Origin of the sequence: Pediococcus damnosus, from assembly GCF_001437255.1 — a bacterium.
GTDB lineage: Bacteria > Bacillota > Bacilli > Lactobacillales > Lactobacillaceae > Pediococcus > Pediococcus damnosus.
Genome location: NZ_JQBD01000026.1, coordinates 1 through 22,963 on the forward strand (window position 1 = coordinate 1; position 22,963 = coordinate 22,963).

The window sequence follows — 22,963 nt, forward strand, 5'->3', positions numbered from 1 at the left end:
TTGTTCACCAACAACAGTTGACGAAGAACCGTAATTACTGACTTTCAGAGACTCTTTTTAAATTTGTCCTATTTTACTTGGTTCGTTTGTCGTTCTTGTTCAATTGCCAATTGCGCCACTAAATTCAGATAGTTAAAAGGTTCATCATAGTGAGGCTGAAAAAGCATGTCCACAAACGCCAGATCATCAATTGTATTTTTATTTTGAATACAAATTGAGATTGCATTGGCTGATTGCGAAACTTCGTGTTTACTAAATAATTGCGCGCCCAAAACTTGGCGATTCTTCCGATTATAAACTAGTTCAATCGTCAATAAATCGGTGGTTGGCATATAACTTGGTCGATAGTTGCCCTCATATATCACGGAGGTCGCGTCTAAGCCTTCTTTTTTAGCAGCATTAAGCGTTAACCCACTTGTAGCTAAGGTGTAGCCAAACAGCTCCATTGCTGAAGTGGCTTGGGTTCCCATATCTTTTTGGACTTCACCAAAAATATTCATTCCCGCTAATGCTCCTTGACGAACAGCATTCGTCGCTAACGGGATATAAGCATCATTTCCAGCAGGATTAAAGTGGGATATGCAGGCATCTCCGGCCGCATAAACATCAGCATTTGATGTTTGCTCGTATTCATTAACCAGAATTGCTCCATGACGATCCATATCAACTTGGCCTTGCAGTAACCCTGTATTTGCCATAAAACCAGTGCTAACAATGGCCAAATCTGCTTTGTGTTCACCCTTACTCGTTTCAATTAAAATATTATCCGTTTGATCGTTTCCATGGAAAGCCTGTACCTTTTCATTCAAAAGCACGTGGACTCCATGAGTTTTTAGTAATTCGGTGATTTTTCCTGATATTAATGGCCCCACGTAATTATTCAATACTTGATCATGCGATTGCATCAAGGTCACTTCATGTTTGGTATCCGCGTAAGCTTCTGCCAGTTTGACACCCACATAACCGCCACCAACAATGGCGATATGCTTATGTACTTTTGCTGCTTTGTAAAGCTGTTTTGCTTGTTCATAGCTTTTACATAATAAAACGCGTGAATCATCAATTCCCATGAGCGGTGGCACCACCACATACGAGCCAGTTGTCATGATTAACTTATCATAAGTATCTGTGAAAACTTCTTTAGTAACCATATTTTGCGCCGTAAGCTGATGCGCCTTAGTATCCACACTCAAAACATCGTGTTGGGTTCGGACGGTAGCCCCCTGTTTTTCTAAATCTTCAGGGCTTGCATAAAACATATCCTCTAGCCGCTTAACATCACCATTTAAATATAAAGAAATGCCACACGACAAAAATGAGACGTTATCATTGCGCTCATAAATTGTTACCTCTGTGTCGGGATGAGCTTTAAAGATTTGCGTAACAGCTGCAATTCCGGCGTGCGTACAACCAACTACAACAACTTTCACAATAGCTTCCTTCTTCCCTAAGATTTAAATTAATCAGGATCACTAGCATTAATTTTAAGCAAATGTGGTTTCCCGTAATAATAGCCTTGTCGCAAATCAATTTCCAAATCATCGGCCAACTGATCATCGGCTTCATCCTCAATTCCTTCAAGGATAAATCTTAATTTTTCTTCACGGGCAACATCCCGCCAATACACAACCTTCGCCTGAATCGAAGGATCTTGGAAACCTTCTTTAAAATTTTGAAGGGCAAACTTAATTTCACTCACATATGGCAATAATGCTTCAATTTCCGCGTGTTGATTGTCTCCAGTACCCACATCATCCAAGCAAATTTCCATACCACGTTGAATAAAATGTTCAAACATCGGTTTCAGATCAGCATTCGTAATCTTTTCATCGCCTGGCTCTTCTGTCAGCTCTATATTTAGTCTCAAGGGGCGTAACTGATCCTGGGCATTAATCAATGCGGCATTAATCTGTGCATTCATCATCTGCGTTCGATTTAAATTAACCGATACGGACCCAATCTTTAAAACTAGTTTTGCCGTTGTCTCAGTCAATGTATCAGCAATCACTGGCGCTGGAATCTCCGAAAAAAGTTTTGGAATCCGCCAACCATTATCTGTATGCTTTCGAATTAACAACTCATATCCAATTAACGAATTATTCATTTTATTTAACTGTGGTTGAATGAAATAACGATACATTTATTTCCCCTTTTAATTGTATTAACTATTTACCATTATAAAACACTTCTGGATAAAATGTTTTATAATATTACCATTCAAGTGCTGGTGTAGACCGATATCACCTTAAATTATGAATTTTACTGATTTAACTTTTCATACGTTTTTATACTTATTTACCGTATCATAAATTACAAAAAAATAAACTAAATTATGTATAAATAATCAAAAAAAATACCTTTCAAATCAATTAGTTGATTTGAAAGGTATTTATTTAAATTACTCTTCGGAAACGAATGGAAGTAAGCCCATGATCCGTGATCGTTTAATTGCAATTGTTAAACGACGTTGGTTCTTAGCGCTTGTTCCGGTAACACGACGTGGCAAAACCTTGCCTCGTTCTGAAATGAAACGTTTCAGTAAGTCTGTATCTTTATAATCGATATATTCGATATGGTTAGCTGCGATAAAGTCGACTTTACGACGTCGACGATTTCCGCCTCTTCTTTGTTGTTGAGCCATGAAATTTCCCTCCTCTAATGACGATTAGAATGGTAAATCATCGTCGGAAATATCAATTTGTTCGCCGTTATTTGCAAACGGATCATTCGGGTTGGTACTTGCACTAGAAGCAGGACCATTGCTATTACTTTGGCTACTACTGCTATTGTTGTTTCCTTGCCCGGCATCAAACGGATTGGTATTCGCAGATGATGATTGCGGAGCACTGCTGTGAAGTCCCGAGTTATTCTCCTGCCGTTGACGCTGCTCGGACTGAGATCGGGATTCCAACAATGAAAAGTTTTCAACAACAACTTCGGTAACGTATACTCGTTGATTTTGTGAATTTTCGTATGAACGGGTTTGAATCCGTCCATCAACCCCAATCAATGAACCTTTATGGGTAAAGTTAGAGAAGTTTTCTGCGGCTTTTCGCCAAATGACACAGTTAATAAAGTCAGCTTCACGTTCCCCTTGAGAGTTCGTAAACTGCCGATTAACTGCGACTGTAAAGGTTGCAACTGCAGCACCACTGTTGGTGTATCGTAAATCAGGATCTCTGGTTAAGCGTCCAACAAGAACTGTTCGGTTTATCATAAACAATGACTCCTTCCTAAATTAATTAAGTTTATTGTTTAACGTACAACGATCATGTGACGTAAGATACCATCAGTAATCTTTGAGATTCGGTCGAATTCATTCAAAGCCTTGTCATCGTTTGTTTTTATGTTAATAACGTGATAGATACCTTCATTGTATCCACCGATTTCATAAGCAAAACGACGCTTGGACCAATCTTTTGAATCAACCACTTCTGCACCATTGTCTGTCAAAATCTTGTCGAAACGTTCTACTAAGGCAGCCTTAGCTGTTTCGTCAACATCTGGCGCAATGATATAAGTAATTTCGTATGATTTTTGTGCCATGTGTTTTACACCTCCTTATGGACTAAGTGGCTTTCTTAACAATTTTAAGAAAGCAAGGAGAGCTTCTAAATTAATAGTTACTCACGAACTCCAATTATAGCATTCATACTTGTGCAACGCAATAAACAAAAATCCCAATAAACGATACATAACTAAGTTACGTTGTTTATTGGGATTTTATTTAATTATTTTTCTTGATCGTTAGAATTTTCTTTAGTAACTGTTTTTTCAGTCGTTGCTTGGTCATCTGATTGCTCGGATGACTTGGCATTTTCTTCATCTGATTGATCTTCATCTTCATGATCAACTTTTGCCATTGTGGCAACTTTGGCATCTTCACCAATTCTAATTAAATGAACACCCATTGTTGCTCGGCCAGTTTCTGGAACTGAACCTACATCAAACCGAATCATAACGCCTCGGTTAGTGATCAACATAATATCTTCATCGCCAAGCACGGTGGTCATCCCAGCTATCTGACCGTTTTTAGCAGTCACATTCGCTGTTTTGATTCCTTTACCGCCTCGACCCTTAATTGGATATTCTTTAGCAGGTGTTTGTTTTCCGTAACCTTTTTCAGTAATAATTAAAACTTTACTTTCAGGTTTGAGCAAATCAACCCCGACCACGTAATCCTCATCACGTAAACGAATTCCACGTACACCGGTTGCAGAACGACCCATTGAACGGACTGATTCTTCCGCAAAACTAACGGCATATCCATTATGGGTTCCAATAATAATGTTTTGCTTACCATCTGTAATTGCCACGTTGATTAATTCATCGTCATCCTTCAAATTAATCGCCTTGAGACCATTACTCCGAATATTTAAGAATTCAGCCAACGGTGTCCGTTTCGCAACACCCTTCAAAGTCGTGAAGAATAAGTAACGTTCTTTCGAATTATCACGATCTTGACCAGCATTGATCACAGCTTGAATACTTTCACCGGCGCTAATTCCTAACAGATTAATTACCGGAATTCCTTTAGCTGTTCGGCCGTATTCAGGAATTTCGTAACCCTTCATTCGGTAAACTTTCCCAGCATTTGTAAAGAACAATAACACATCATGCGTCGAGCTGGAAACAAGATGTTCAATAAAGTCATCATCATGAACACCCATCCCTTGCACGCCACGACCACCACGACGTTGAGACTTAAATTCAGAAGTTGGCATCCGCTTAATATACCCATTATGGGTTAATGTAATCATGACGTCTTCTTCATCAATTAAATCTTCATCTTCAAGGCTCAATACTTCGCCAACCAAAAGCTCCGTACGGCGTTTATCACCAAATTTTTCTTGGATATCAAGAAGTTCTTGATAAATAATTTGATTTAAACGTTCTTTATGGGCCAAAATATCGCGATAATCCTTAATATCTGCCATCAATTTGGTATATTCGCTTTCAACCTTCTCACGTTCCAGTCCAGTTAAACGAACAAGCCGCATATCCAAAATAGCTTGTGATTGTTTGTCAGATAATGAGTAGTTATGCATTAATTGATCTTTGGCAATTTCAGCAGTTTGAGAATTACGAATGATCGCAATAATTGCATCAATATGATCCAACGCAATTCGTAATCCTTCGAGGATGTGAGCCCGAGCTTGAGCTTTTTTCAAATCAAACTCAGTTCGACGACGGACAACTTCTTCTTGATGTTTGAGATAGTACTGTAAAATCTCTTTCAAACTTAAAACTTTTGGTGCGCCAGCTACGATAGCAAGCATATTAAAGCTAAACGTCGTTTGCATCAAAGTCATTTTATATAAGTTATTCAAAACAACTGAAGCACTCATATCACGACGAACATCAATGACAACCCGCATTCCTTCACGGTCACTTTCATCATTCACATCCGTAATGCCTTCAATTCGTTTATCACGAGCTAATTCAGCAATTCTCTCAATTAATTTAGCTTTATTTACCATGTAAGGAAGTTCAGTTGCAATAATTCGTTCGCGACCGCTCTTCTCTTGTTCGATATCAACCTTAGCACGGAGAATGATGGTTCCCTTACCGGTTTCATAGGCTTTTCGAATTCCAGATTTTCCCATGACTACTCCACCAGTTGGGAAGTCAGGTCCAGGGATTGCCTCCATCAAATCAGCAGTCGTTGCCTCAGGATTATCCATCAAAATATGAATTGCGCTAATGACTTCTGTTAAATTATGAGGTGGAATGTTGGTGGTCATCCCGACCGCAATTCCGGTTGCCCCATTTACCAATAAGTTAGGAAAACGAGCTGGCAAAACTTCTGGTTCCCGTTCTGTGCCATCATAATTTTCTTGAAAATCAACCGTATTTTTATTAATATCACGTAACATTTCGACAGCAATTTTGCTCATTCGCGCTTCGGTATACCGCATCGCAGCGGCACCATCACCATCAACTGAACCAAAGTTACCATGTCCGTCAACCAACATATACCGATAACTAAAATCTTGGGCCATTCGAACCATGGATTCATAAATTGCTGAATCACCATGGGGATGATATTTACCCATGACATCCCCAACAATTCTGGCTGATTTCTTATAAGGTTTTTCAGGGGTAACCCCTAATTCACTCATTCCATACAAAATTCGACGATGTACTGGTTTTAAACCATCACGTACGTCAGGTAAAGCTCGCGCCACAATAACACTCATTGCATAATCTAGGAAGGATGTTCGCATTTCTTTACTCAGATTGACATCCGTTACACGAGTTCCGATATTCTCTTCGTCAGACAAATTATTTAACCTCCAATCCTAAATTAGACATCTAAGTTTTCTACAAAGACAGCATTATCTTCAATAAATTTTCGACGCGGTTCAACCCGATCGCCCATCAACATATCAAAATCGCCACTAGCCGCATCGGCATCTTTGGCAGACACTCGTAATAAACGACGATTATCAGGATTCATGGTCGTTTCCCATAATTGAGAAGCATCCATTTCACCTAAACCTTTATACCGTTGAATTGCTGGTTTGGGACTTGGTGGCAGCTGACCCAAAGTTTCTTTTAATTCTTCATCCGAATCGATATACCTGATCATTTTTCCTTGGCGAATTTGATACAACGGTGGCTGTGCAATATACACATATCCAGCGTCAATCATTGGCCGCATGTAGCGATAGAATAGCGTCAATAGCAAAGTTCGAATATGAGCCCCATCGACATCGGCATCCGTCATAATAATTAATTTATGATAATTAGCCTTTGTAACATCAAAATCCTCACCAAAACCAGTCCCAAGGGCCGTAAACAACGAACGAATTTCTTCGTTAGCTAACACCCGATCCAAAGTAGCTTTTTCGACATTAAGAATTTTCCCACGAATTGGTAAAATTGCTTGGGTTAAACGCGAACGCCCTTGTTTGGCACTTCCGCCGGCAGAATCACCTTCGACAATAAATAATTCACTAATTGCAGGATCCTTGGACGTATTATCTGCCAATTTCCCTGGTAAATTATTAATTTCTAGGCCGCTCTTTTTCCGCGTCACTTCACGAGCCCGTTTTGCAGCAACTCGTGCTTTAGATGCCAATAAGCCCTTGTCAATTACCTTTCGGCCAATATCTGGATTTTCCATTAAGAACTTATTGAAATGTTCGCCAAACACATCATTAACGGCAGTTCGTGCATCGGAGTTCCCTAATTTAGTCTTTGTTTGGCCTTCAAATTGAGGATCAGGATGTTTCACACTCACAACTACAGTTAACCCTTCACGAACATCATCACCGGATAGGTTATCTTCGTTATCCTTCAATAATCCCGTCTTATGCGCATAATCATTAACAACCCGTGTCAAAGCCCGTTTAAAGCCTTCTTCATGAGTTCCACCTTCATACGTATGAATATTATTCGTGAAAGTTAGTAACTTACTCTGATAACCTTCCGTATACTGCATGGCAACTTCGACTGTAATGCCATTTTCGACACCTTCCACATAGATAGGTTCCGGAAAAAGCAGTTCTTTGCCTTCGTTCAAATAATCTACATAATGCCGAATTCCACCTTCATAAAGAAAATCATCTTCAGTAGGTTTTTCAGGTCGTAAATCCTTAAGTGTAATTCGCAATCCCTTATTCAAGAATGCTAATTCACGAATTCGGGTTCGTAAGGTTTTAATGTCAAAAGTAGTTGTTTCTTGGAAAATATCTGCATCTGGTAAGAAATGAACGATCGTCCCATGTGCATGAGGACCACACTCACCAATAACCTTCATGGCCGTCTTAACTTTGCCACGCGTGAAATCCATATAGTAAATCTTGCCATTATGCATAACTCTAACGTCAAGTTCTTCTGACAACGCATTGACAACTGATGCCCCAACACCATGCAGACCACCAGAAACCTTATAACCGCCGCCGCCAAACTTACCACCGGCATGCAAAATTGTGAAAACTGTCTCTAGGGCTGGTTTACCAGTCTTAGCCTGGATTCCAACTGGAATTCCTCGGCCATTATCAAAAACCGTAATGCTATTATCTTTTTCAACCGTCACATCGATTTTATCCGCAAACCCGGCTAAAGCTTCATCAATTCCGTTATCAATAATTTCCCAAACTAAATGATGGAGTCCTTGGGCACTTGTTGCCCCAATATACATTCCGGGACGTTTTCTAACTGCTTCCAAACCTTCAAGAACTTGGATCTGACTTGCATCATATTCTTGAGCTTTTTCTTCTTTACGCTCCTGTGCGGATTCAACTTTTTCTGTTGATTTTGTTTTATCGTCGTCTGCCACTGTTTATTCCTCCTCGTTCTTAATGACTATTTTGCTTTCGCAAAATCTCATCCTCGGTACGGTGTCCATTCGCTCTACAGCATTAAAATACTTAGACGAACTGGCCCTCCTCGTTCTTAATGACTATTTTGCTCTCGCAAAATCTCATCCTCGGTACGGTGTCCATTCGCTCTACAGCATTAAAATACTTAGGCGAACTGGCCCTCCTCGTTCTTAGACTAGTGAGACTATGTTTCCACATGCAAAGTCCCCTGACTAATCGTAAATATCCGAGGTTCATCAATCAATTGTCTAGCAACACCACTCAAACTCGTTGTCGTTAAAAAGGTTTGAACCTTATTTTGAATGGACTTCAACAAATGCGTTTGTCGTTCATCGTCAAGCTCTGACAACACATCATCCAAAAGTAAAATCGGATATTCTCCTGTTTCTTCTTTCATGAGATCAATTTCTGCAAGTTTTACACTTAAAGCCGTTGTTCGCTGCTGTCCTTGCGAACCAAATGTTTGCACATTTTTTCCATTAACTAAAAAACGCACATCATCCCGTTGCGGACCAACTAATGTGGTTCCCTGCTGTAATTCGTGTTCCTCATGTTCCGAAAACGCTTCTTGCAATTTTTTATAGAGCTGGTCAACCGTCAGTTCTTCCTCTTGATCAACTTGAGAAACATACTCAAACGTTAAATGTTCTTTGCCTAACGAAATTTGCGTATGCATCTGTTGTGCCCATTTTTCTAACTTCTTTAAAAATTGACGGCGCTGAAATGTAATCTCAGCACCGTAAGCAGCCAATTGATCAGACAAAACGCCTAAAAACACTTTGTCGCTTTGCACTTTAAACTTTAACTGTTTTAAATATTGATTTCGTTGCTTCAAAATCGTTCGATATTGTGCTGAATTATAGAGATACTTACTACTCATTTGACCGAATTCCATGTCAATAAATCGTCGCCGAATGGCTGGTGAGCCCTTCACCAAAGACAAATCTTCCGGAGAAAATAAGACTACGTTTAACTGACCGATATATTGGGATAATTTACTTTGCTCAATATGGTTTACCTTGGCCCGTTTTCCCTTTGCACTCAGTTCCAGTTCCAAAGGCATTGAACTTACTTGTTTCTTGACCCGGGTAGCCAATTGCGCCGTATCTGCATCCCAATTAATTAGATCGCGATCATTCGACGTCCGATGACTCCGAGTTAAAGCCAGAACATAAATAGACTCAAGTAAATTAGTCTTCCCCTGTGCGTTTGCACCTAATAGCACATTTACACCAGGAATAAATTCAGTTTCTAAATCAGTATAATTTCGAAAATTATGAAGACTAAGATTCTCCAAGTACATATTTATTCCTCACGTCTTGGACGCACAAGAAACAATCCCTCACCTGGAATGTTCACTGTATCATTCGGATATAGCTTTTTCCCTCGTCGATCCTCAGGTTCATCATTAACTTCTAAAGAATGTTCACGAAGATACCATTTTGCCTGACCGCCACTTCCAATAATATCTTCCATTTTTAAAAGTTGCCCAAGCGTAATGAATGGTGTCGTAATTAAAACTTTATGCTCTTCCAAGTTCACAACCACCTTTACTATTACAAATTTTTAATAACATTTCGCTTCAATTTTTCGACCAAAATTTATAGTGAAAAAAATAAATACCGAAATTTATTTTTGAAATATATCAATACTAAATACTTATCTATTATACCTTTAAAAAGCGAAAAAAACAAACTCAGAGGCCGTATTTTGCGTTTTAAGGCATCTTGAACATATTTAGATACTTTTGCCGTTTTTTCCGTATTATTCTCAAAACCTCTAAATTTAATTTTCAGACAAAAAAAGGCCAAAACACGTTGTTCGTATTTTGGTCTCTAGAATTTATTTTTTTTAAAATGTTCGAACTGGCGTAATCAGTTGAATAAAGTTTTCTTTATCCTCGGTTGGTACCAACGTAAATGGACGTAATGCCGATGTAAACGAAACTAAAATTTCTGTCTGACCAAAAGAACGTAAAGCATCTTTCATGTAATCTGGATTGAATGAAATCTCCAAATCTTCACCCTCAACTGCCTTAGCATCCAATTGTTCTTCAACATTTCCGACATCAGGTGAATTTCCAGAAATAACAACCTGATTATTTTCTGTAGCAATTGTTAGCTTAACGACATTATTGCGACTTTCATGAGAAAGTAACGAAGCTCGTTCAATTGCAGCCAATAAGGCAGGTGCATTAAATTCAAGCTTTGTGTTTGCTTCCTTTGGAATTAAACGCGATGTATCTGGATAATTTCCCTCAAGTAACCGTGAATAAAACGCTGTGTCACCTAATGTAAAGAGCACTTGATTTTCAGAAATTCGCATAATTACATCTGGATTTTCTTCACCAATCATCCGAGATAACTCAATGAGACTTTTTCCAGGAATAATTACATCATATTTACCTGAATTCGCTTGAGGTAGTGTGATTTTTCGTTGGCTCAAGCGATGACTATCTGTAGCAACTGCCATGAATTGGTCACCATCGATACTGAAATGAACTCCTGTTAAAATTGGCCGACTTTCTTGAGAAGAAACAGCAATTACTGTCTGACTAATAAGTTGTTTAAAAATATTTCCGGAAAGTTGAATTTGATCATTGCCATCTAATTCTGGTAAATGCGGATAATTATTTGCATCTAAACCATTAATTGTAAATTCAGCAGCTCCAGAAGAAATTTTAGTTTGAAAACCTTCAGTGATTTCAAGCGTCATTGATTCTTCAGGAAGCTTTTTGACAATGTCACTGAAAAAATGAGCTGGCAAAACAATTTTTCCAGGATCTTCAATTGAAAGTCCATTATCTTCGTTTTTTGAATCTAACACAGTTTCAATAGAAATATCAGCGTCACTCCCTGTTAGGATGATCTGATCTGATGTCACATCTAATTTTAAACCTGTCAAGATTGGAATAGTTGTTTTAGATGAGATTGCTCGTTGAACATCGTTTAGTTTTTGAATGAATATATTTCGTTTGATTGTGAATTTCATTATGGACTCTCCTTTTTAGCAAATGTATTTATATATAATTATATAGTAAAAGTAGCAGTAGTAATAGGGCCTGTTGATATTGTGCAAATGTAACCTAACGCTTAGGTAGGTCCATGATTCGGCATGTTGATAGAATGTGCATAACTATTACGTTAATTCACAGCTATCCACAGGCTAAGGTTTGAGCTCACTTTTGAGATCGGCAATTTGACGTTGTAAATCATCGTCCTTTTTTAAGGCCGCCGCGATTTTTTCGTGCGCATGAATAACAGTTGTATGATCTTTACCACCAAATTCCGTTCCAATTTTTGGTAATGAAGCATTAGTTAACTCACGGGAAAGATACATCGCAATTTGGCGAGGCATGACAATTGATTTCATCCGTTTCTTACCCTTTAAATCTGAAATTGAAGTGTGATAGTATTTGGCAACTTTATCTTGGATAAGTGAAATGGAAACTTCACTGAATTTGGTACCAAAATTCAAGCTCCGCATAGCTTCGGATGCAAGATCTGTGGTAATGGCAGTGTTTTGTAAGTTTGAATAAGCTTGAACACGAGCCAATGCACCTTCTAATTCTCGAACATTGGAATCTACCTGAGTAGCAATATAATTCAAGGTTTCATCAGGAATTTCAATGTTATCTGCCATGGCTTTCTCTCGTAAAATGGCGATCCGAGTTTCAAGATCAGGTGGCGTAATGTCGACCGACAACCCCCATTTGAAACGAGAAACAAGGCGTTCTTGCAACTTGGGAATTTCATTTGGTAAACGATCAGAAGTTAGGACAATTTGTTTTTGATTACTATATAATGCTTCAAAAGTATGGAAAAATTCTTCTTGCGTAGCCTCTTTATCAGCAAAGAATTGAACATCATCTACTAACAGCAAGTCTACATTTCGATAAACTTCGCGAAATTCTTCTTGATGTTTAGACTGAATGGCATTGATAAAATCATTAGTGAAAGCTTCACTAGTTACGTATTTAATATTTGTATTGGGATCGTTTTTTAAAATTTGATGACCGATCGCGTGCATTAAATGAGTTTTACCTAATCCTACGCCACCGTAGAAAAACAGCGGATTATACATCGTTCCAGGATCTTCAGAAACGACCAAGGCTGCGGCATGTGCCATTTGGTTACCTTTACCAGTTACAAATGTATCAAATGTATATTTATCGTTTAAAGAAGTTTTTTCCATAAAGTCAGGAGTTTCTCTTGGCCTTTTTTCAGCCGGTTTTTTTTCCTCGGCATTTTCAGTTTGGGCACCCTCTAGAATAAAATCAGGGGTAATGTCTTCTTTTGTGATTAAATACGCATATTCAACAAATTTAGGTGCCAAATGTTGTTTCCAGTAATCCCGGTGTAATGGGGATGGTAACTGGATTGTCATGACATGGTCTTTTAAATCGATAGGTTTTGCGACATCAATCCAAGTAGAAAAGCCGAGTGATGAGATGTCATTATCTTTTTTAAAATCGGCTTTGATTTGATCCCAGAGTTCATTTTTACTTTGCACAAAAACCCCTCCAAAGTGGCTTACGAATTATTTTTTACGTTTTTAGTTATTGATTGAAAGAAACAATAAGATAATTTTAGCATGAAAAAAAAAAGTTTTCCACAGGATGTGGAAAACTTTTTAAAATAACACACAGATAGTGAAAAAGTTTATCAACAAGTTGTTGAAAAAGGGCATTATTTTCATGATTTTTCAATTTATTCACACATTGCTGTGGATAACTATCCCCCGTTAATACTGTGTTTGTTGAGGTTATCCACTGAAAAACATGAAAATGTGGATAACTCAAACACAGGGGGTGAATATCCGGATAAGTTTGGAAAAACCGGTGGATAAGTACAGACTAAAAATATTTTTATCCACAAGAAGGTAACCTGTGAAACTTGTAGCTGTGGATAAAAAGCTTTCCTAATAAGAAACAATTTTTAATTAAGGCCTTTGCATGAAGTCATATTTATGATATTATATTATAGTAATTGTGATTAGATACTGAGTTGATTTCATTAATATATAAATGAAACTATAAAATTTCAGTGTTGTTATGGGAGGTGTACGAATTGAAAAGAACATTCCAACCAAAAAAACGTCATCGTTCACGTGTTCATGGTTTTCGTAAACGTATGAGTACAAGTAACGGCCGTAGAGTTTTAGCACGTCGACGTCTAAAAGGTAGAAGAGTATTATCTGCATAAGGCCACTGATCCCAGTGGTCTTTTATTTTTGAAGAGATTTTCAAAATTCAAAGACAAAAGCCCTTTTATTCTATATAATATGTAGAAACTTGATAATACGATACATTTTGGAGAGAGATCATGCGAAAGTCATACCGTGTAAAAAGAGAAACAGAATTTCAGAGGGTTTTTGAAACTCATAATTCATTTGCAAACCGTAAATTTGTTGTGTATGTCATGGATAAACCAGGGCAACCGCATTTTCGTGTGGGAATTTCGGTTGGTAAAAAAATCGGTAACGCAGTCATGCGGAATTTTATGAAGCGTCGAATTAACCAAAGCGTTCTTGAATTTAAACCTCAATTGCGTCAGGATATCGATTTTCTGGTTATTGCACGGCCGCAATCGTCTGGTCTTTCAATGAAAGAAACTAAACAGCAATTGAAACATGTATTCACATTGGCTAATATTTTAACTACTGATCAAAGTGAGGAAAAATAAGTGAAACACAGCAAAAGAAATATGGTGATGATGGCAGTTGCCAGTTTAACGGTCTTATTGGCCGGCTGTAGTACAGCACCGATCACGAAAAACAGTACCGGTTTTTGGGATCATTGGATTGTTTATAATTTCTCACGGGCGATTATATGGCTATCTAAATTATTTGGTAATAATTATGGTTGGGGAATTATTGTCTTTACCATTATTGTTCGGATTATCATTCTACCCTTGATGATTTATCAAACCAAATCTTCGATGAAAACAGCTGAAATTCAACCTAAGGTACAGGCACTGCAAAAGAAGTATTCTTCTAAAGATATTGAAACTCAACAAAAGCTTCGTGATGAACAACAAAAATTGTACGCAGAAGCTGGTGTAAATCCAGTTGCTGGATGTTTGCCATTGATTGTACAATTACCAATTTTGTATGCTTTGTATGCAGCTGTAAGTCGAACTGAAGTTTTGAAGGCCGGAACATTTTTATGGCTTCAATTAGGTGATAGAGATCCTTACTTCATTTTGCCAGTTATAGCCGCGGTGTTCACTTACATTAGCTCATGGCTCAGTATGAAGTCGCAACCCACACAAAATGGGATGACAACGATGATGACAATTGGGATGCCTGTAATTATCTTCTTTACGGCTCTGAGTGTGCCATCTGCTGTTTCCCTTTACTGGGTTGTTACGAATATTTTTCAAGCCGGACAAACACTGCTTCTACAAAATCCCTTTAAGATTAACCGAGAACGTGAAGCTAAAGCTAAGGCAGAGCAAGATAAGAAACGTGCAATTGCCAAAGCTAAACGTAAAGCCTACAAAGGTCGAAATCGAAAATAATAAGACTGGAGATTGGAATTTAGGTTCTGGTCTCCTTTTTTATTTGTAATGCTGAAGATAAAGGAGGGATAACATGGCAATTTATAAAGCTAATACTCTTGAAAAAGCAGTCCAAATGGGTTTAGCTGATCTGGACGTTAGTAGAAATGAGGTAACTGTTAAAACAATTGTTGAGCCCAAACGAGGATTTCTAGGGATTGGCAAAAAGCTGGCTGAAATTGAAATGACGGTTACTGAAATCAAAAAACCAAAAGAAAATGTAGAAAATAACAGGATTGAGCCTAAACAGGCACACAAAACTAATTCTGAAGTTCATATTAAGCCCGATGAAGCAACTGATGAAACAAAAAATGAAGTTCAATCTAAGCCCAAAGAAGTAGAAACGCAATCTGTCAAAACGATTTCTCATCCACACTTGAATGAACAAGTTGTTGCAGAGCTACAAAATTATTTAACAAAGATTGTGTCTCAACTAGGAATTAAAGCAACAGCAACCAGCACTTTCCATCATCGCGAGGTCCAAATTAATTTTAAAACTGAGCAAGAAGGTATGCTGATTGGAAAGCACGGAAGGACAATTAACGCCTTACAGACCTTAGCTCAAGTTTTCTTATTGCATCAAAACGTTTCACACGCTAATGTAAATTTAGATGTTGAGAATTATCGTGAACGACGAAAGAAAACTCTTCAGCATTTGGCTGAGAGTACGGCGCGAGAAGTTGTTGCGACTGGTGACCCTGTTTTCTTAGATGCTATGCCCGCTTTTGAACGAAAGGTAATTCATGCAGCACTGACAAATAATCATTTTGTAACCACTTTTTCAGAGGGACATGAACCACACCGCTATGTCGTTGTGGCCCTTGTGCAAGATGAACAGCTCTAAACCAAGTGTAAGAAATTGACAAATGAGTGATAAAAATTTAAGATATAATTAATTATTCTTATTTAAGATAAAGTAGTGAAAGTACTTTACCACGTGCAACCTTTTTAGGGCGTGGACTAGGTGCTTTTTTTATTTGACTTGAGTTATTAGAAAGGAAACAAGAAATGCAAGAGACAGCAACCGAATTAGATACCATTGCCGCAATTTCAACACCACCTGGTGAAGGAGGTATTTCCATAGTTAGATTGAGTGGTAATGAGGCTTTAGAAGTAGCTTCACGTGTTTTTAAGGGCAAAGATCTTCATAAGGTAAATAGTCATACGATCAATTATGGTCATATTGTTAATCCAAAAACTAATGAAAAGATTGATGAAGTGATGGTTTCTGTGATGTTAGCTCCTAAAACATACACGCGAGAAGATGTCATTGAAATAAATTGTCATGGTGGAATTGTGCCTACTAATGATATTCTTCAACTGGTCTTGAGTAATGGTGCTCGGATGGCAAAACCAGGAGAATTTACGGAACGGGCCTTTTTAAATGGTCGGGTGGATCTTTCTCAGGCAGAAGCAGTTATGGATCTGATTCGAGCAAAAACGGATCGCTCTATGAAGGTGGCTTTAAATCAGCTTGATGGTGATTTATCACATTTAATTAAAAACTTACGTCAAGATATTTTGGATGTATTGGCAAAAGTTGAAGTTAATATTGATTATCCTGAGTATGACGATGTTGAAACCATGACTAGTAAATTATTACGCGAAAAGGCAGTTGAAGTTAGAGCTCAAATCAAACAATTGTTGCAAACGGCTCAAGAAGGTAAAATTCTTCGTGATGGGTTAGCAACGGCGATTGTTGGTCATCCTAACGTTGGTAAATCTAGTTTACTGAATCGAATGCTTCATGAGGATAAAGCGATTGTGACGGATGTCGCAGGAACCACACGTGATGTTTTGGAAGAGTACGTGAATGTGCGTGGCGTGCCGTTAAAATTGGTTGATACTGCAGGAATTCGGGATACCAACGATAAGGTTGAAAAAATCGGCGTTGAACGAAGTCGGAAGGCAATTCAAACGGCCGATTTAGTATTGCTTGTCTTGGATAGCAGTCACCCCTTATCTAAAGATGACCGGCAGTTAATTGAAGTTACAAATGATGCCAAACGGATTATTATTCTCAATAAAACTGATCTACCTTTACAATTAGATATGGATGAGTTATTGAAGTTAGTGCCAGAAGATCAAATTATTCGAACTGCAGCTACTAAGGGTGTCGGTTTGGATGATTTGAAGGATAAAATCACAAAATTATTCTTTGGTGGCATCGAAAGTAATCAAAATAGTGTCATCGTAACTAATGCGCGTCACATTGGACTACTAAATAAGGCGGAAGATGCACTCGACTCTGTTCTTCAGGGATTAGATGATGGGATGCCTGTTGATTTAGTTCAGATTGATATGACTCAATGCTGGGAACTTCTCGGCGAAATTACGGGAGACAGTTATCAAGATGAATTATTAGATCAATTATTTAGTCAATTCTGTTTAGGTAAGTAATTGAAGTTAAGTGAAGTTAATTATAAAACAAATTATGAAGCTGATTGAAGCTCAAATGGTGGAGGAAAAGGCATGACAGAGGTAAAACAGTATGCAGGTCGAGATTACGATGTGATCGTGGTTGGCGCTGGACACGCTGGTTCAGAAGCAGCTTTAGCGGCGGCACGAATGGGAAACAAGACATTATTGATGACCATCAATTTAGATATGGTTGCCTTTATGCCATGTAATCCATCAGTTGGTGGTCCGGCTAAGGGCATCGTTGTTCGCGAAATTGATGCACTTGGTGGCGAAATGGGCAAAAATATTGATAAAACCTATGTTCAGATGAGAATGTTGAATACAGGTAAGGGTCCTGCCATTCGTGCTTTGAGGGCACAAGCAGATAAACATGCTTACCATGCACAAATGAAAAAGACCATTGAAGATGAACCCAATTTGACTTTACGACAGGGAATTGTAGATGATTTAATTGTTGAAGATGGCGTCTGTAAAGGCGTTATCACAAATACAGGGGCTCGCTACCATGCCAAGAGTGTGGTCTTAACTTTAGGAACAGCAGCCCGAGGAAAGATTATTATTGGCGAATTGATGTATTCTTCAGGTCCTAATAACTCACAACCTGCCAAAGAGTTAACTAAGAACTTACAAAATTATGGATTTGAATTAGAGCGTTTCAAAACAGGGACTCCACCTCGGGTTGATGGTGGCACAATTCACTACGATGAGACTGAAGAGCAACCAGGTGACAAAGAGCCTAATCACTTTAGTTTTACAACGCCAGATAGTGATTATATTGATGTGAAAAATCAGTTATCATGTTGGCTGACCTATACAAATGAGTATACACATAAGATTATTCGCAAGAACTTGGATCGGGCACCAATGTTTACAGGCGTGATTGAAGGTGTGGGACCTCGTTATTGTCCTTCAATTGAAGATAAAATTGTGCGATTTGCTGATAAAGATCATCATCAATTATTCCTTGAACCTGAAGGCCGGAATACGGACGAGTGGTATGTTCAGGGACTTTCAACTTCGATGCCAGAAGAAATTCAACAAAAGATTTTACATTCTATTAAAGGGTTAGAAGATGCTGAGATGATGCGTCCAGGTTACGCCATTGAATACGATGTAATAGCTCCTTATCAGTTGAAACCAACTTTGGAAACAAAGATTGTTAAAAATTTGTATACAGCTGGTCAAACTAACGGAACTTCAGGATATGAAGAGGCTGCTGGTCAAGGTTTAATGGCTGGAATTAACGCCGGCTTACGAGCTTTGGATAATGGCCAATTTACACTGAAACGTAGCGATGCATATATTGGTGTCATGATTGATGATCTTGTCACGAAGGGAACCAAGGAACCTTACCGTTTGCTTACCAGTCGTGCCGAGTATCGCTTAATCTTACGTCATGACAATGCTGATTTGCGATTAACTGAAATGGGCCATGACCTCGGTTTGATTGATGATGATCGCTATCAAACCTTCTTGGTTAAAAAGGCTGATATTGAGGCTGAATTGAAACGTCTGGATACCATTCGAATTAAACCAAAGCAAGTTAAAGATTTTCTGATCTCTAAAGGTGGACATGAATTAAAAGACGGTGTTTTGGCCTCCGAATTTTTGCGTCGTCCAGAAGTCACTTACCAAGATTTACTAAAATTTATTCCAGCACCAGACAAAAAATTAGATCGTCGAGTTGTTGAACAAGTTGAAATTGAGATTAAATATGCAGGGTACATTAAAAAGGCTAAACAACGTGTAGAACGTTTGAAGAAGATGGAAGCTAAAAAGATTCCAGAGCATATCGATTATGAAGAAATTAATGGCCTAGCCACTGAGGGTCGCCAAAAGTTGGAGAAAATTCAACCACAAACAATTGCACAGGCAAGTCGGATTAGTGGGGTTAATCCTGCTGATATCGCAATCTTGAGTGTTTATATTGAACAAGGTAGAATTGCTAAAGTTAAATAGGTCACTTTTTTAAGCATCTTAGAGCCAAAATTCTGAGGTGTTTTTATTATGAATTTTTTTGTGAAGTGTTTTTGCATTTGACAATAATTTAAATTAGTTGTAAACTCTCATTAAAATTTAATTCAAAGTGTTGATGAGAAGAGTAGTTCCTACAAAAATGTTAGAGACCTCAGAAATTCGGTGAAAATGAGGATTTAGAGTAGGGATGAAGATGAGCTCAGAGCTGTGATGCGGTTCACGCCAAATCACCGGTTGTGCCACCGATAAGGGGCCCTAGTTTAATTTTAAAACTAGTTGAGTTGTTGATTGTGAAATTGACAAAAAAAGAGGTGGCACCACGGTTACGCGTCCTCGGATTTATTTCCGAGCGCGTAATGGTGGTGCTTTTTTTATTAAAAAATAATTGGAGGAAGATTATGACAACAAGTATTATTGGCTTTCCTAGAATTGGTGAACATCGAGAATTAAAATTTGCAACGGAACATTATTGGAAGAAACGAGCAACTCAAGAAGAGCTTTTAACAACGGCTAAACAACTTAGAGCACAGCATTGGGCTAAGCAAAAAGCAGCGGGGATTGATTTAATTCCGGTTGGTGATTTTTCATTTTTCGATACAACTTTAGACGCTGCCTATCTATTCAACATTGTTCCGGATCGCTACAAGTCTTTAGGGTTGGATAGTTTAGACGAATATTTTGCGTTGGCACGTGGCTATCAGAGTGAAACGGCATCAGTTAAGGCTTTACCAATGAAAAAGTGGTTCAATACGAACTATCACTACATAGTTCCTGAATTTGATGACCAAACGGACGTAAAATTAGTTGGGTCCAAACTTTTTGATGAAATTACTGAAGCTAAAGATCAGGGTATCGAAAATCCTAAGGCTGTCATTGTGGGCCCCTATACATTACTCAAATTGAGTATTTTTAAAGGACACAAACAAGCAAGTGATTTTGCAGCTTCCTTAACTACGGCATACAGTGAGTTACTTGCTAAACTCAATACGCAAGGCATAAATTGGTTGCAATTAGATGAACCTGCGCTTAGTTTTGATCAAAGTGAAGCTGATATTGCGTTGTTTGCTAAGATTTATGACAAACTTTTGGCGGCAAAAAAGGATGTTAAAGTTTTACTTCAAACCTATTTTGGTGATGTGCGTGATTCCTACCAAACGATTACGAAACTGCCATTTGATGGGATTGGATTAGATTTTGTTGCTACGAAGGAAAATATTAAGTTAGTTAAACAAGATGGCTTCCCAGCTGATAAAGTCCTTTTTGCAGGCGTTGTGAATGGTAAAAACATTTGGCGTAATCATTACGTAACGACCATTGAGACTCTGAAATCATTGAATGTTGCAGGCGATGTGGTATTGAGCAGTTCTTGTTCTCTTCAACACGTTCCATATGATGCTTCATTAGAAACTAATTTGCCCAAGTCCGTTCAACGTCATTTGGCTTTTGCTTACCAAAAATTAGACGAGTTAGTTGAATTAGATGCGATTTTTCAAGGCCACGATCAAAAAGTGTTGGCCGTTAATAATGAGTTGTTTTCGACAATTCGACATCCAGAAAATCAGCAGGTTAAAACTCGGATTGACCATTTAACCCCCGCTGATTATACAAGATTGCCAGAACGGTCTAAACGCGAGAAAATTCAAAAGGATGTTTTTCATTTACCAGAGCTACCAACAACGACCATTGGATCATTCCCACAAACTAAGGATGTTCGTCAAAATCGGTCTAAATTGCGTAAGGGCGAAATTACGCGTGCCGAATATGATGCGTTTAATCAAGAAAAAATAAAACGAATTATTAAGTTCCAGGAAGATGCTGGCGTGGATGTGCTTGTCCATGGTGAATATGAGCGCAATGACATGGTTGAATATTTCGGCGAGAAACTTGATGGATTTGTCTTCACTCAAAATGGTTGGGTGCAATCCTATGGTAGTCGTGGGGTTAAGCCACCAATTATTTGGGGAGATGTAAGTCGTAATGAACCTATTACTGTGGATACGACGGTTTTCGCCAATAAATTGACCGATCATTTAGTTAAAGGGATGTTGACGGGCCCAGTGACGATCTTTAATTGGTCGTTTCCACGTGAAGATATCACCCCAGAACAATCGGTTACGCAGATTGCCTTGGCGATTCGTGATGAAGTGTTGGATCTCGAAGCACATGACATTAAAATTATTCAGATCGATGAACTAGCGTTACGGGAAAACTTGCCTTTGAGAAAATCAGATTGGTACAGTGCCTATCTTGACTGGGCGGTTCCTGCCTTTCGACTTGTGCATAGTGGCGTAAAACCAGAGACCCAGATTCACACCCATATGTGCTACAGCGAGTTTGGCGACATTATTCAAGCCATTGATAATTTGGATGCCGATGTGATTTCGTTTGAGGCTTCTCGTTCTGATTTGTCGTTGATTGATCAATTAGTCGCGGCAGATTTCCAGACTGAAGTGGGTCCTGGTGTGTATGATATTCACTCACCACGGATTCCTAGCGTTGAAGAACTAGAAGAAATTATCAAACGAATTATTGCCAAATTACCGGCAGCTAAGGTCTGGATTAATCCAGATTGTGGCTTAAAAACCCGTTCAGAGAAGGAAGCCTTTGAAGCTGTAACCAATATGGTAGAGGCCGCTAAAAAAGTAAGGAGTTCGCTTTATGAAACTAACTGAGATCTTTAAACACAAAACGGTCTTTTCTTTTGAAGTATTTCCTCCACATGGGGAAGCGCCAGTTGATAAGATCAGAAAGACGTTGACTAATTTGGAACATATCCACCCCGATTTTATTTCCGTTACGCTTGGTGCGGGTGGTATTGGTGCCCAAAATCAAACGGTTGGGATTGCGAATTTTATTCAAAATGATTTAAATATTCCAGCAGTTGCCCACATTCCTGGTCTCTATCAATCCAAAGAGGATGTCCGTAAGTTATTGGCAGAGTTGTCAGGGCATCATATTTCCAATATTTTGGCATTGCGTGGGGACAAAATTGCTGGAAGAACTCCGGTTGGTGATTTTAACCACGCTAATGAGCTTGTCAGCTTCATTAAAGAACAGCCTGGTGATTTTCAACTGATGGGAGCTTGCTACCCACAGTGCCACCAAGAAGCTGCTAATTTGATAGAAGATATTGCTAACTTAAAACGCAAAGTTGATGCTGGCGCGGATCATCTTATTTCTCAGTTGTTTTATGAAAATCAGTGTTTTTATGATTTTATGGATCAAACGCGGTCAGCTGGAATTTCAGTTCCTATTGAAGCCGGAATCATGCCAGTTACGAATAAGAGTCAGATTGAACGCATGGCGAAAATTTCTGGGAAACCACTACCAGAGAAGTTTGCGGCGATATTAAATCATTATGCTGATAACAAAGAAGCTTTAAGGGATGCAGGAATTGCCTATGCCATTGATCAAATTGTAGATTTGGTAGCCCATGGTGTTGATGGCATTCATCTTTATACGATGAACCATAGTAAGGTTGCTCAGCGAATCTGGGATGCAACGGCTTCATTGTTTAAAGATTCTGAAGAAAAGCCTAGTGTTCACCTTTAAAATGTTTTTTGTTTCACGTGAAACAATTTTACGCCATCTTGCTTATAGATGGTTGTTAGCTAATGAAGTTTAAAACTAAATAGAGTTTTAAAAAGCGGGTCTCTGTCAAATCGTATTGGTGGA

The 22,963-nt window shown here is 38.5% G+C and carries 19 protein-coding genes; 8 read left to right on the forward strand and 11 right to left on the reverse strand.

From position 1 onward, the window contains the following. Positions 1 to 68: 68 nt before the first annotated feature. From IV84_RS04790 to dnaA, 11 genes are all read right to left on the reverse strand, one after another. The gene (locus tag IV84_RS04790) at positions 69 to 1,430 is read right to left on the reverse strand and encodes an FAD-dependent oxidoreductase (RefSeq protein WP_056986182.1); all 1,362 of its coding nucleotides are present in this window, start codon (positions 1,428 to 1,430) and stop codon (positions 69 to 71) included. Between the two features lie 29 nt (positions 1,431 to 1,459). After that, on the reverse strand, positions 1,460 to 2,140 hold the full coding sequence (locus IV84_RS04795) for an EAL domain-containing protein (RefSeq protein WP_046872031.1): 681 nt from the start codon (positions 2,138 to 2,140) through the stop codon (positions 1,460 to 1,462). Positions 2,141 to 2,398: 258 nt separating this feature from the next. Beyond that, positions 2,399 to 2,641, reverse strand: coding sequence for a 30S ribosomal protein S18 (gene rpsR, locus IV84_RS04800; protein ID WP_046872030.1), 243 nt, complete (start codon positions 2,639 to 2,641; stop codon positions 2,399 to 2,401). A 24-nt stretch (positions 2,642 to 2,665) separates the two neighbouring features. After that, positions 2,666 to 3,217 carry a single-stranded DNA-binding protein gene (gene ssb, locus IV84_RS04805; protein WP_046872029.1) on the reverse strand — a complete coding sequence of 184 codons (552 nt, stop codon included), beginning with the start codon at positions 3,215 to 3,217 and terminating at the stop codon, positions 2,666 to 2,668. 38 nt (positions 3,218 to 3,255) lie between these two features. Further along, complete coding sequence (gene rpsF / locus IV84_RS04810) at positions 3,256 to 3,546, reverse strand: 30S ribosomal protein S6 (protein WP_046872028.1); 291 nt, start codon at positions 3,544 to 3,546, stop codon at positions 3,256 to 3,258. Positions 3,547 to 3,731: 185 nt separating this feature from the next. Then, the gene (gyrA, locus tag IV84_RS04815) at positions 3,732 to 6,227 is read right to left on the reverse strand and encodes a DNA gyrase subunit A (RefSeq protein ID WP_056986188.1); all 2,496 of its coding nucleotides are present in this window, start codon (positions 6,225 to 6,227) and stop codon (positions 3,732 to 3,734) included. Positions 6,228 to 6,307: 80 nt separating this feature from the next. After that, on the reverse strand, positions 6,308 to 8,287 hold the full coding sequence (gyrB, locus tag IV84_RS04820; protein WP_056986183.1) for a DNA topoisomerase (ATP-hydrolyzing) subunit B: 1,980 nt from the start codon (positions 8,285 to 8,287) through the stop codon (positions 6,308 to 6,310). A gap of 227 nt (positions 8,288 to 8,514) precedes the next feature. Further along, positions 8,515 to 9,633, reverse strand: coding sequence for a DNA replication/repair protein RecF (gene recF, locus IV84_RS04825; RefSeq protein ID WP_046870946.1), 1,119 nt, complete (start codon positions 9,631 to 9,633; stop codon positions 8,515 to 8,517). 2 nt (positions 9,634 to 9,635) lie between these two features. Next, on the reverse strand, positions 9,636 to 9,866 hold the full coding sequence (gene yaaA / locus IV84_RS04830) for a S4 domain-containing protein YaaA (RefSeq protein WP_046870947.1): 231 nt from the start codon (positions 9,864 to 9,866) through the stop codon (positions 9,636 to 9,638). A 315-nt stretch (positions 9,867 to 10,181) separates the two neighbouring features. Beyond that, positions 10,182 to 11,321: a DNA polymerase III subunit beta gene (gene dnaN, locus IV84_RS04835; protein WP_056986184.1), complete on the reverse strand. Its 1,140-nt coding sequence runs from the start codon at positions 11,319 to 11,321 to the stop codon at positions 10,182 to 10,184. A gap of 174 nt (positions 11,322 to 11,495) precedes the next feature. Next, positions 11,496 to 12,842: a chromosomal replication initiator protein DnaA gene (gene dnaA / locus IV84_RS04840; RefSeq protein WP_046870949.1), complete on the reverse strand. Its 1,347-nt coding sequence runs from the start codon at positions 12,840 to 12,842 to the stop codon at positions 11,496 to 11,498. A gap of 557 nt (positions 12,843 to 13,399) precedes the next feature. Between dnaA and rpmH the strand changes: the two genes are divergently transcribed. The 8 genes from rpmH (at position 13,400) to metF (ending at position 22,840) form a co-directional block, all read left to right on the forward strand. Further along, positions 13,400 to 13,534 (forward strand): 50S ribosomal protein L34, encoded by a 135-nt coding sequence (gene rpmH, locus IV84_RS10685; protein ID WP_080945492.1) that lies wholly within the window; start codon positions 13,400 to 13,402, stop codon positions 13,532 to 13,534. Positions 13,535 to 13,654: 120 nt separating this feature from the next. Beyond that, a complete protein-coding gene (gene rnpA / locus IV84_RS04845; protein ID WP_046870950.1) occupies positions 13,655 to 14,014 on the forward strand; it encodes a ribonuclease P protein component in 360 nt (119 codons plus the stop codon). Beyond that, positions 14,015 to 14,851, forward strand: coding sequence for a membrane protein insertase YidC (gene yidC / locus IV84_RS04850; RefSeq protein WP_046870951.1), 837 nt, complete (start codon positions 14,015 to 14,017; stop codon positions 14,849 to 14,851). A gap of 73 nt (positions 14,852 to 14,924) precedes the next feature. Next, positions 14,925 to 15,734, forward strand: coding sequence for an RNA-binding cell elongation regulator Jag/EloR (gene jag / locus IV84_RS04855; RefSeq protein WP_046870952.1), 810 nt, complete (start codon positions 14,925 to 14,927; stop codon positions 15,732 to 15,734). A 164-nt stretch (positions 15,735 to 15,898) separates the two neighbouring features. Next, positions 15,899 to 17,290 carry a tRNA uridine-5-carboxymethylaminomethyl(34) synthesis GTPase MnmE gene (mnmE, locus tag IV84_RS04860; protein WP_056986185.1) on the forward strand — a complete coding sequence of 464 codons (1,392 nt, stop codon included), beginning with the start codon at positions 15,899 to 15,901 and terminating at the stop codon, positions 17,288 to 17,290. Between the two features lie 72 nt (positions 17,291 to 17,362). Then, on the forward strand, positions 17,363 to 19,270 hold the full coding sequence (gene mnmG, locus IV84_RS04865; protein ID WP_046870954.1) for a tRNA uridine-5-carboxymethylaminomethyl(34) synthesis enzyme MnmG: 1,908 nt from the start codon (positions 17,363 to 17,365) through the stop codon (positions 19,268 to 19,270). Between the two features lie 416 nt (positions 19,271 to 19,686). Beyond that, the gene (gene metE, locus IV84_RS04870; protein WP_056986186.1) at positions 19,687 to 21,960 is read left to right on the forward strand and encodes a 5-methyltetrahydropteroyltriglutamate--homocysteine S-methyltransferase; all 2,274 of its coding nucleotides are present in this window, start codon (positions 19,687 to 19,689) and stop codon (positions 21,958 to 21,960) included. Next, positions 21,947 to 22,840 carry a methylenetetrahydrofolate reductase [NAD(P)H] gene (gene metF / locus IV84_RS04875; protein ID WP_056986187.1) on the forward strand — a complete coding sequence of 298 codons (894 nt, stop codon included), beginning with the start codon at positions 21,947 to 21,949 and terminating at the stop codon, positions 22,838 to 22,840. The genes metE and metF overlap by 14 nt, the downstream gene beginning before the upstream one ends. The last annotated feature ends 123 nt before the right edge of the window (positions 22,841 to 22,963 follow it).

What these genes read in the sequence shown, in the direction of transcription:
- IV84_RS04795 (WP_046872031.1), bottom strand. Translation starts at nt 2,140, where the DNA reads ATGTATCGTTATTTCATTCAACCACAGTTAAATAAAATGAATAATTCG.
- rpsR (WP_046872030.1), bottom strand. Translation starts at nt 2,641, where the DNA reads ATGGCTCAACAACAAAGAAGAGGCGGAAATCGTCGACGTCGTAAAGTC.
- ssb (WP_046872029.1), bottom strand. Translation starts at nt 3,217, where the DNA reads ATGATAAACCGAACAGTTCTTGTTGGACGCTTAACCAGAGATCCTGAT.
- rpsF (WP_046872028.1), bottom strand. Translation starts at nt 3,546, where the DNA reads ATGGCACAAAAATCATACGAAATTACTTATATCATTGCGCCAGATGTT.
- gyrA (WP_056986188.1), bottom strand. Translation starts at nt 6,227, where the DNA reads ATGCGAACATCCTTCCTAGATTATGCAATGAGTGTTATTGTGGCGCGA.
- recF (WP_046870946.1), bottom strand. Translation starts at nt 9,633, where the DNA reads ATGTACTTGGAGAATCTTAGTCTTCATAATTTTCGAAATTATACTGAT.
- dnaN (WP_056986184.1), bottom strand. Translation starts at nt 11,321, where the DNA reads ATGAAATTCACAATCAAACGAAATATATTCATTCAAAAACTAAACGAT.
- rnpA (WP_046870950.1), top strand. Translation starts at nt 13,655, where the DNA reads ATGCGAAAGTCATACCGTGTAAAAAGAGAAACAGAATTTCAGAGGGTT.
- jag (WP_046870952.1), top strand. Translation starts at nt 14,925, where the DNA reads ATGGCAATTTATAAAGCTAATACTCTTGAAAAAGCAGTCCAAATGGGT.
- mnmE (WP_056986185.1), top strand. Translation starts at nt 15,899, where the DNA reads ATGCAAGAGACAGCAACCGAATTAGATACCATTGCCGCAATTTCAACA.
- mnmG (WP_046870954.1), top strand. Translation starts at nt 17,363, where the DNA reads ATGACAGAGGTAAAACAGTATGCAGGTCGAGATTACGATGTGATCGTG.
- metE (WP_056986186.1), top strand. Translation starts at nt 19,687, where the DNA reads ATGACAACAAGTATTATTGGCTTTCCTAGAATTGGTGAACATCGAGAA.
- metF (WP_056986187.1), top strand. Translation starts at nt 21,947, where the DNA reads ATGAAACTAACTGAGATCTTTAAACACAAAACGGTCTTTTCTTTTGAA.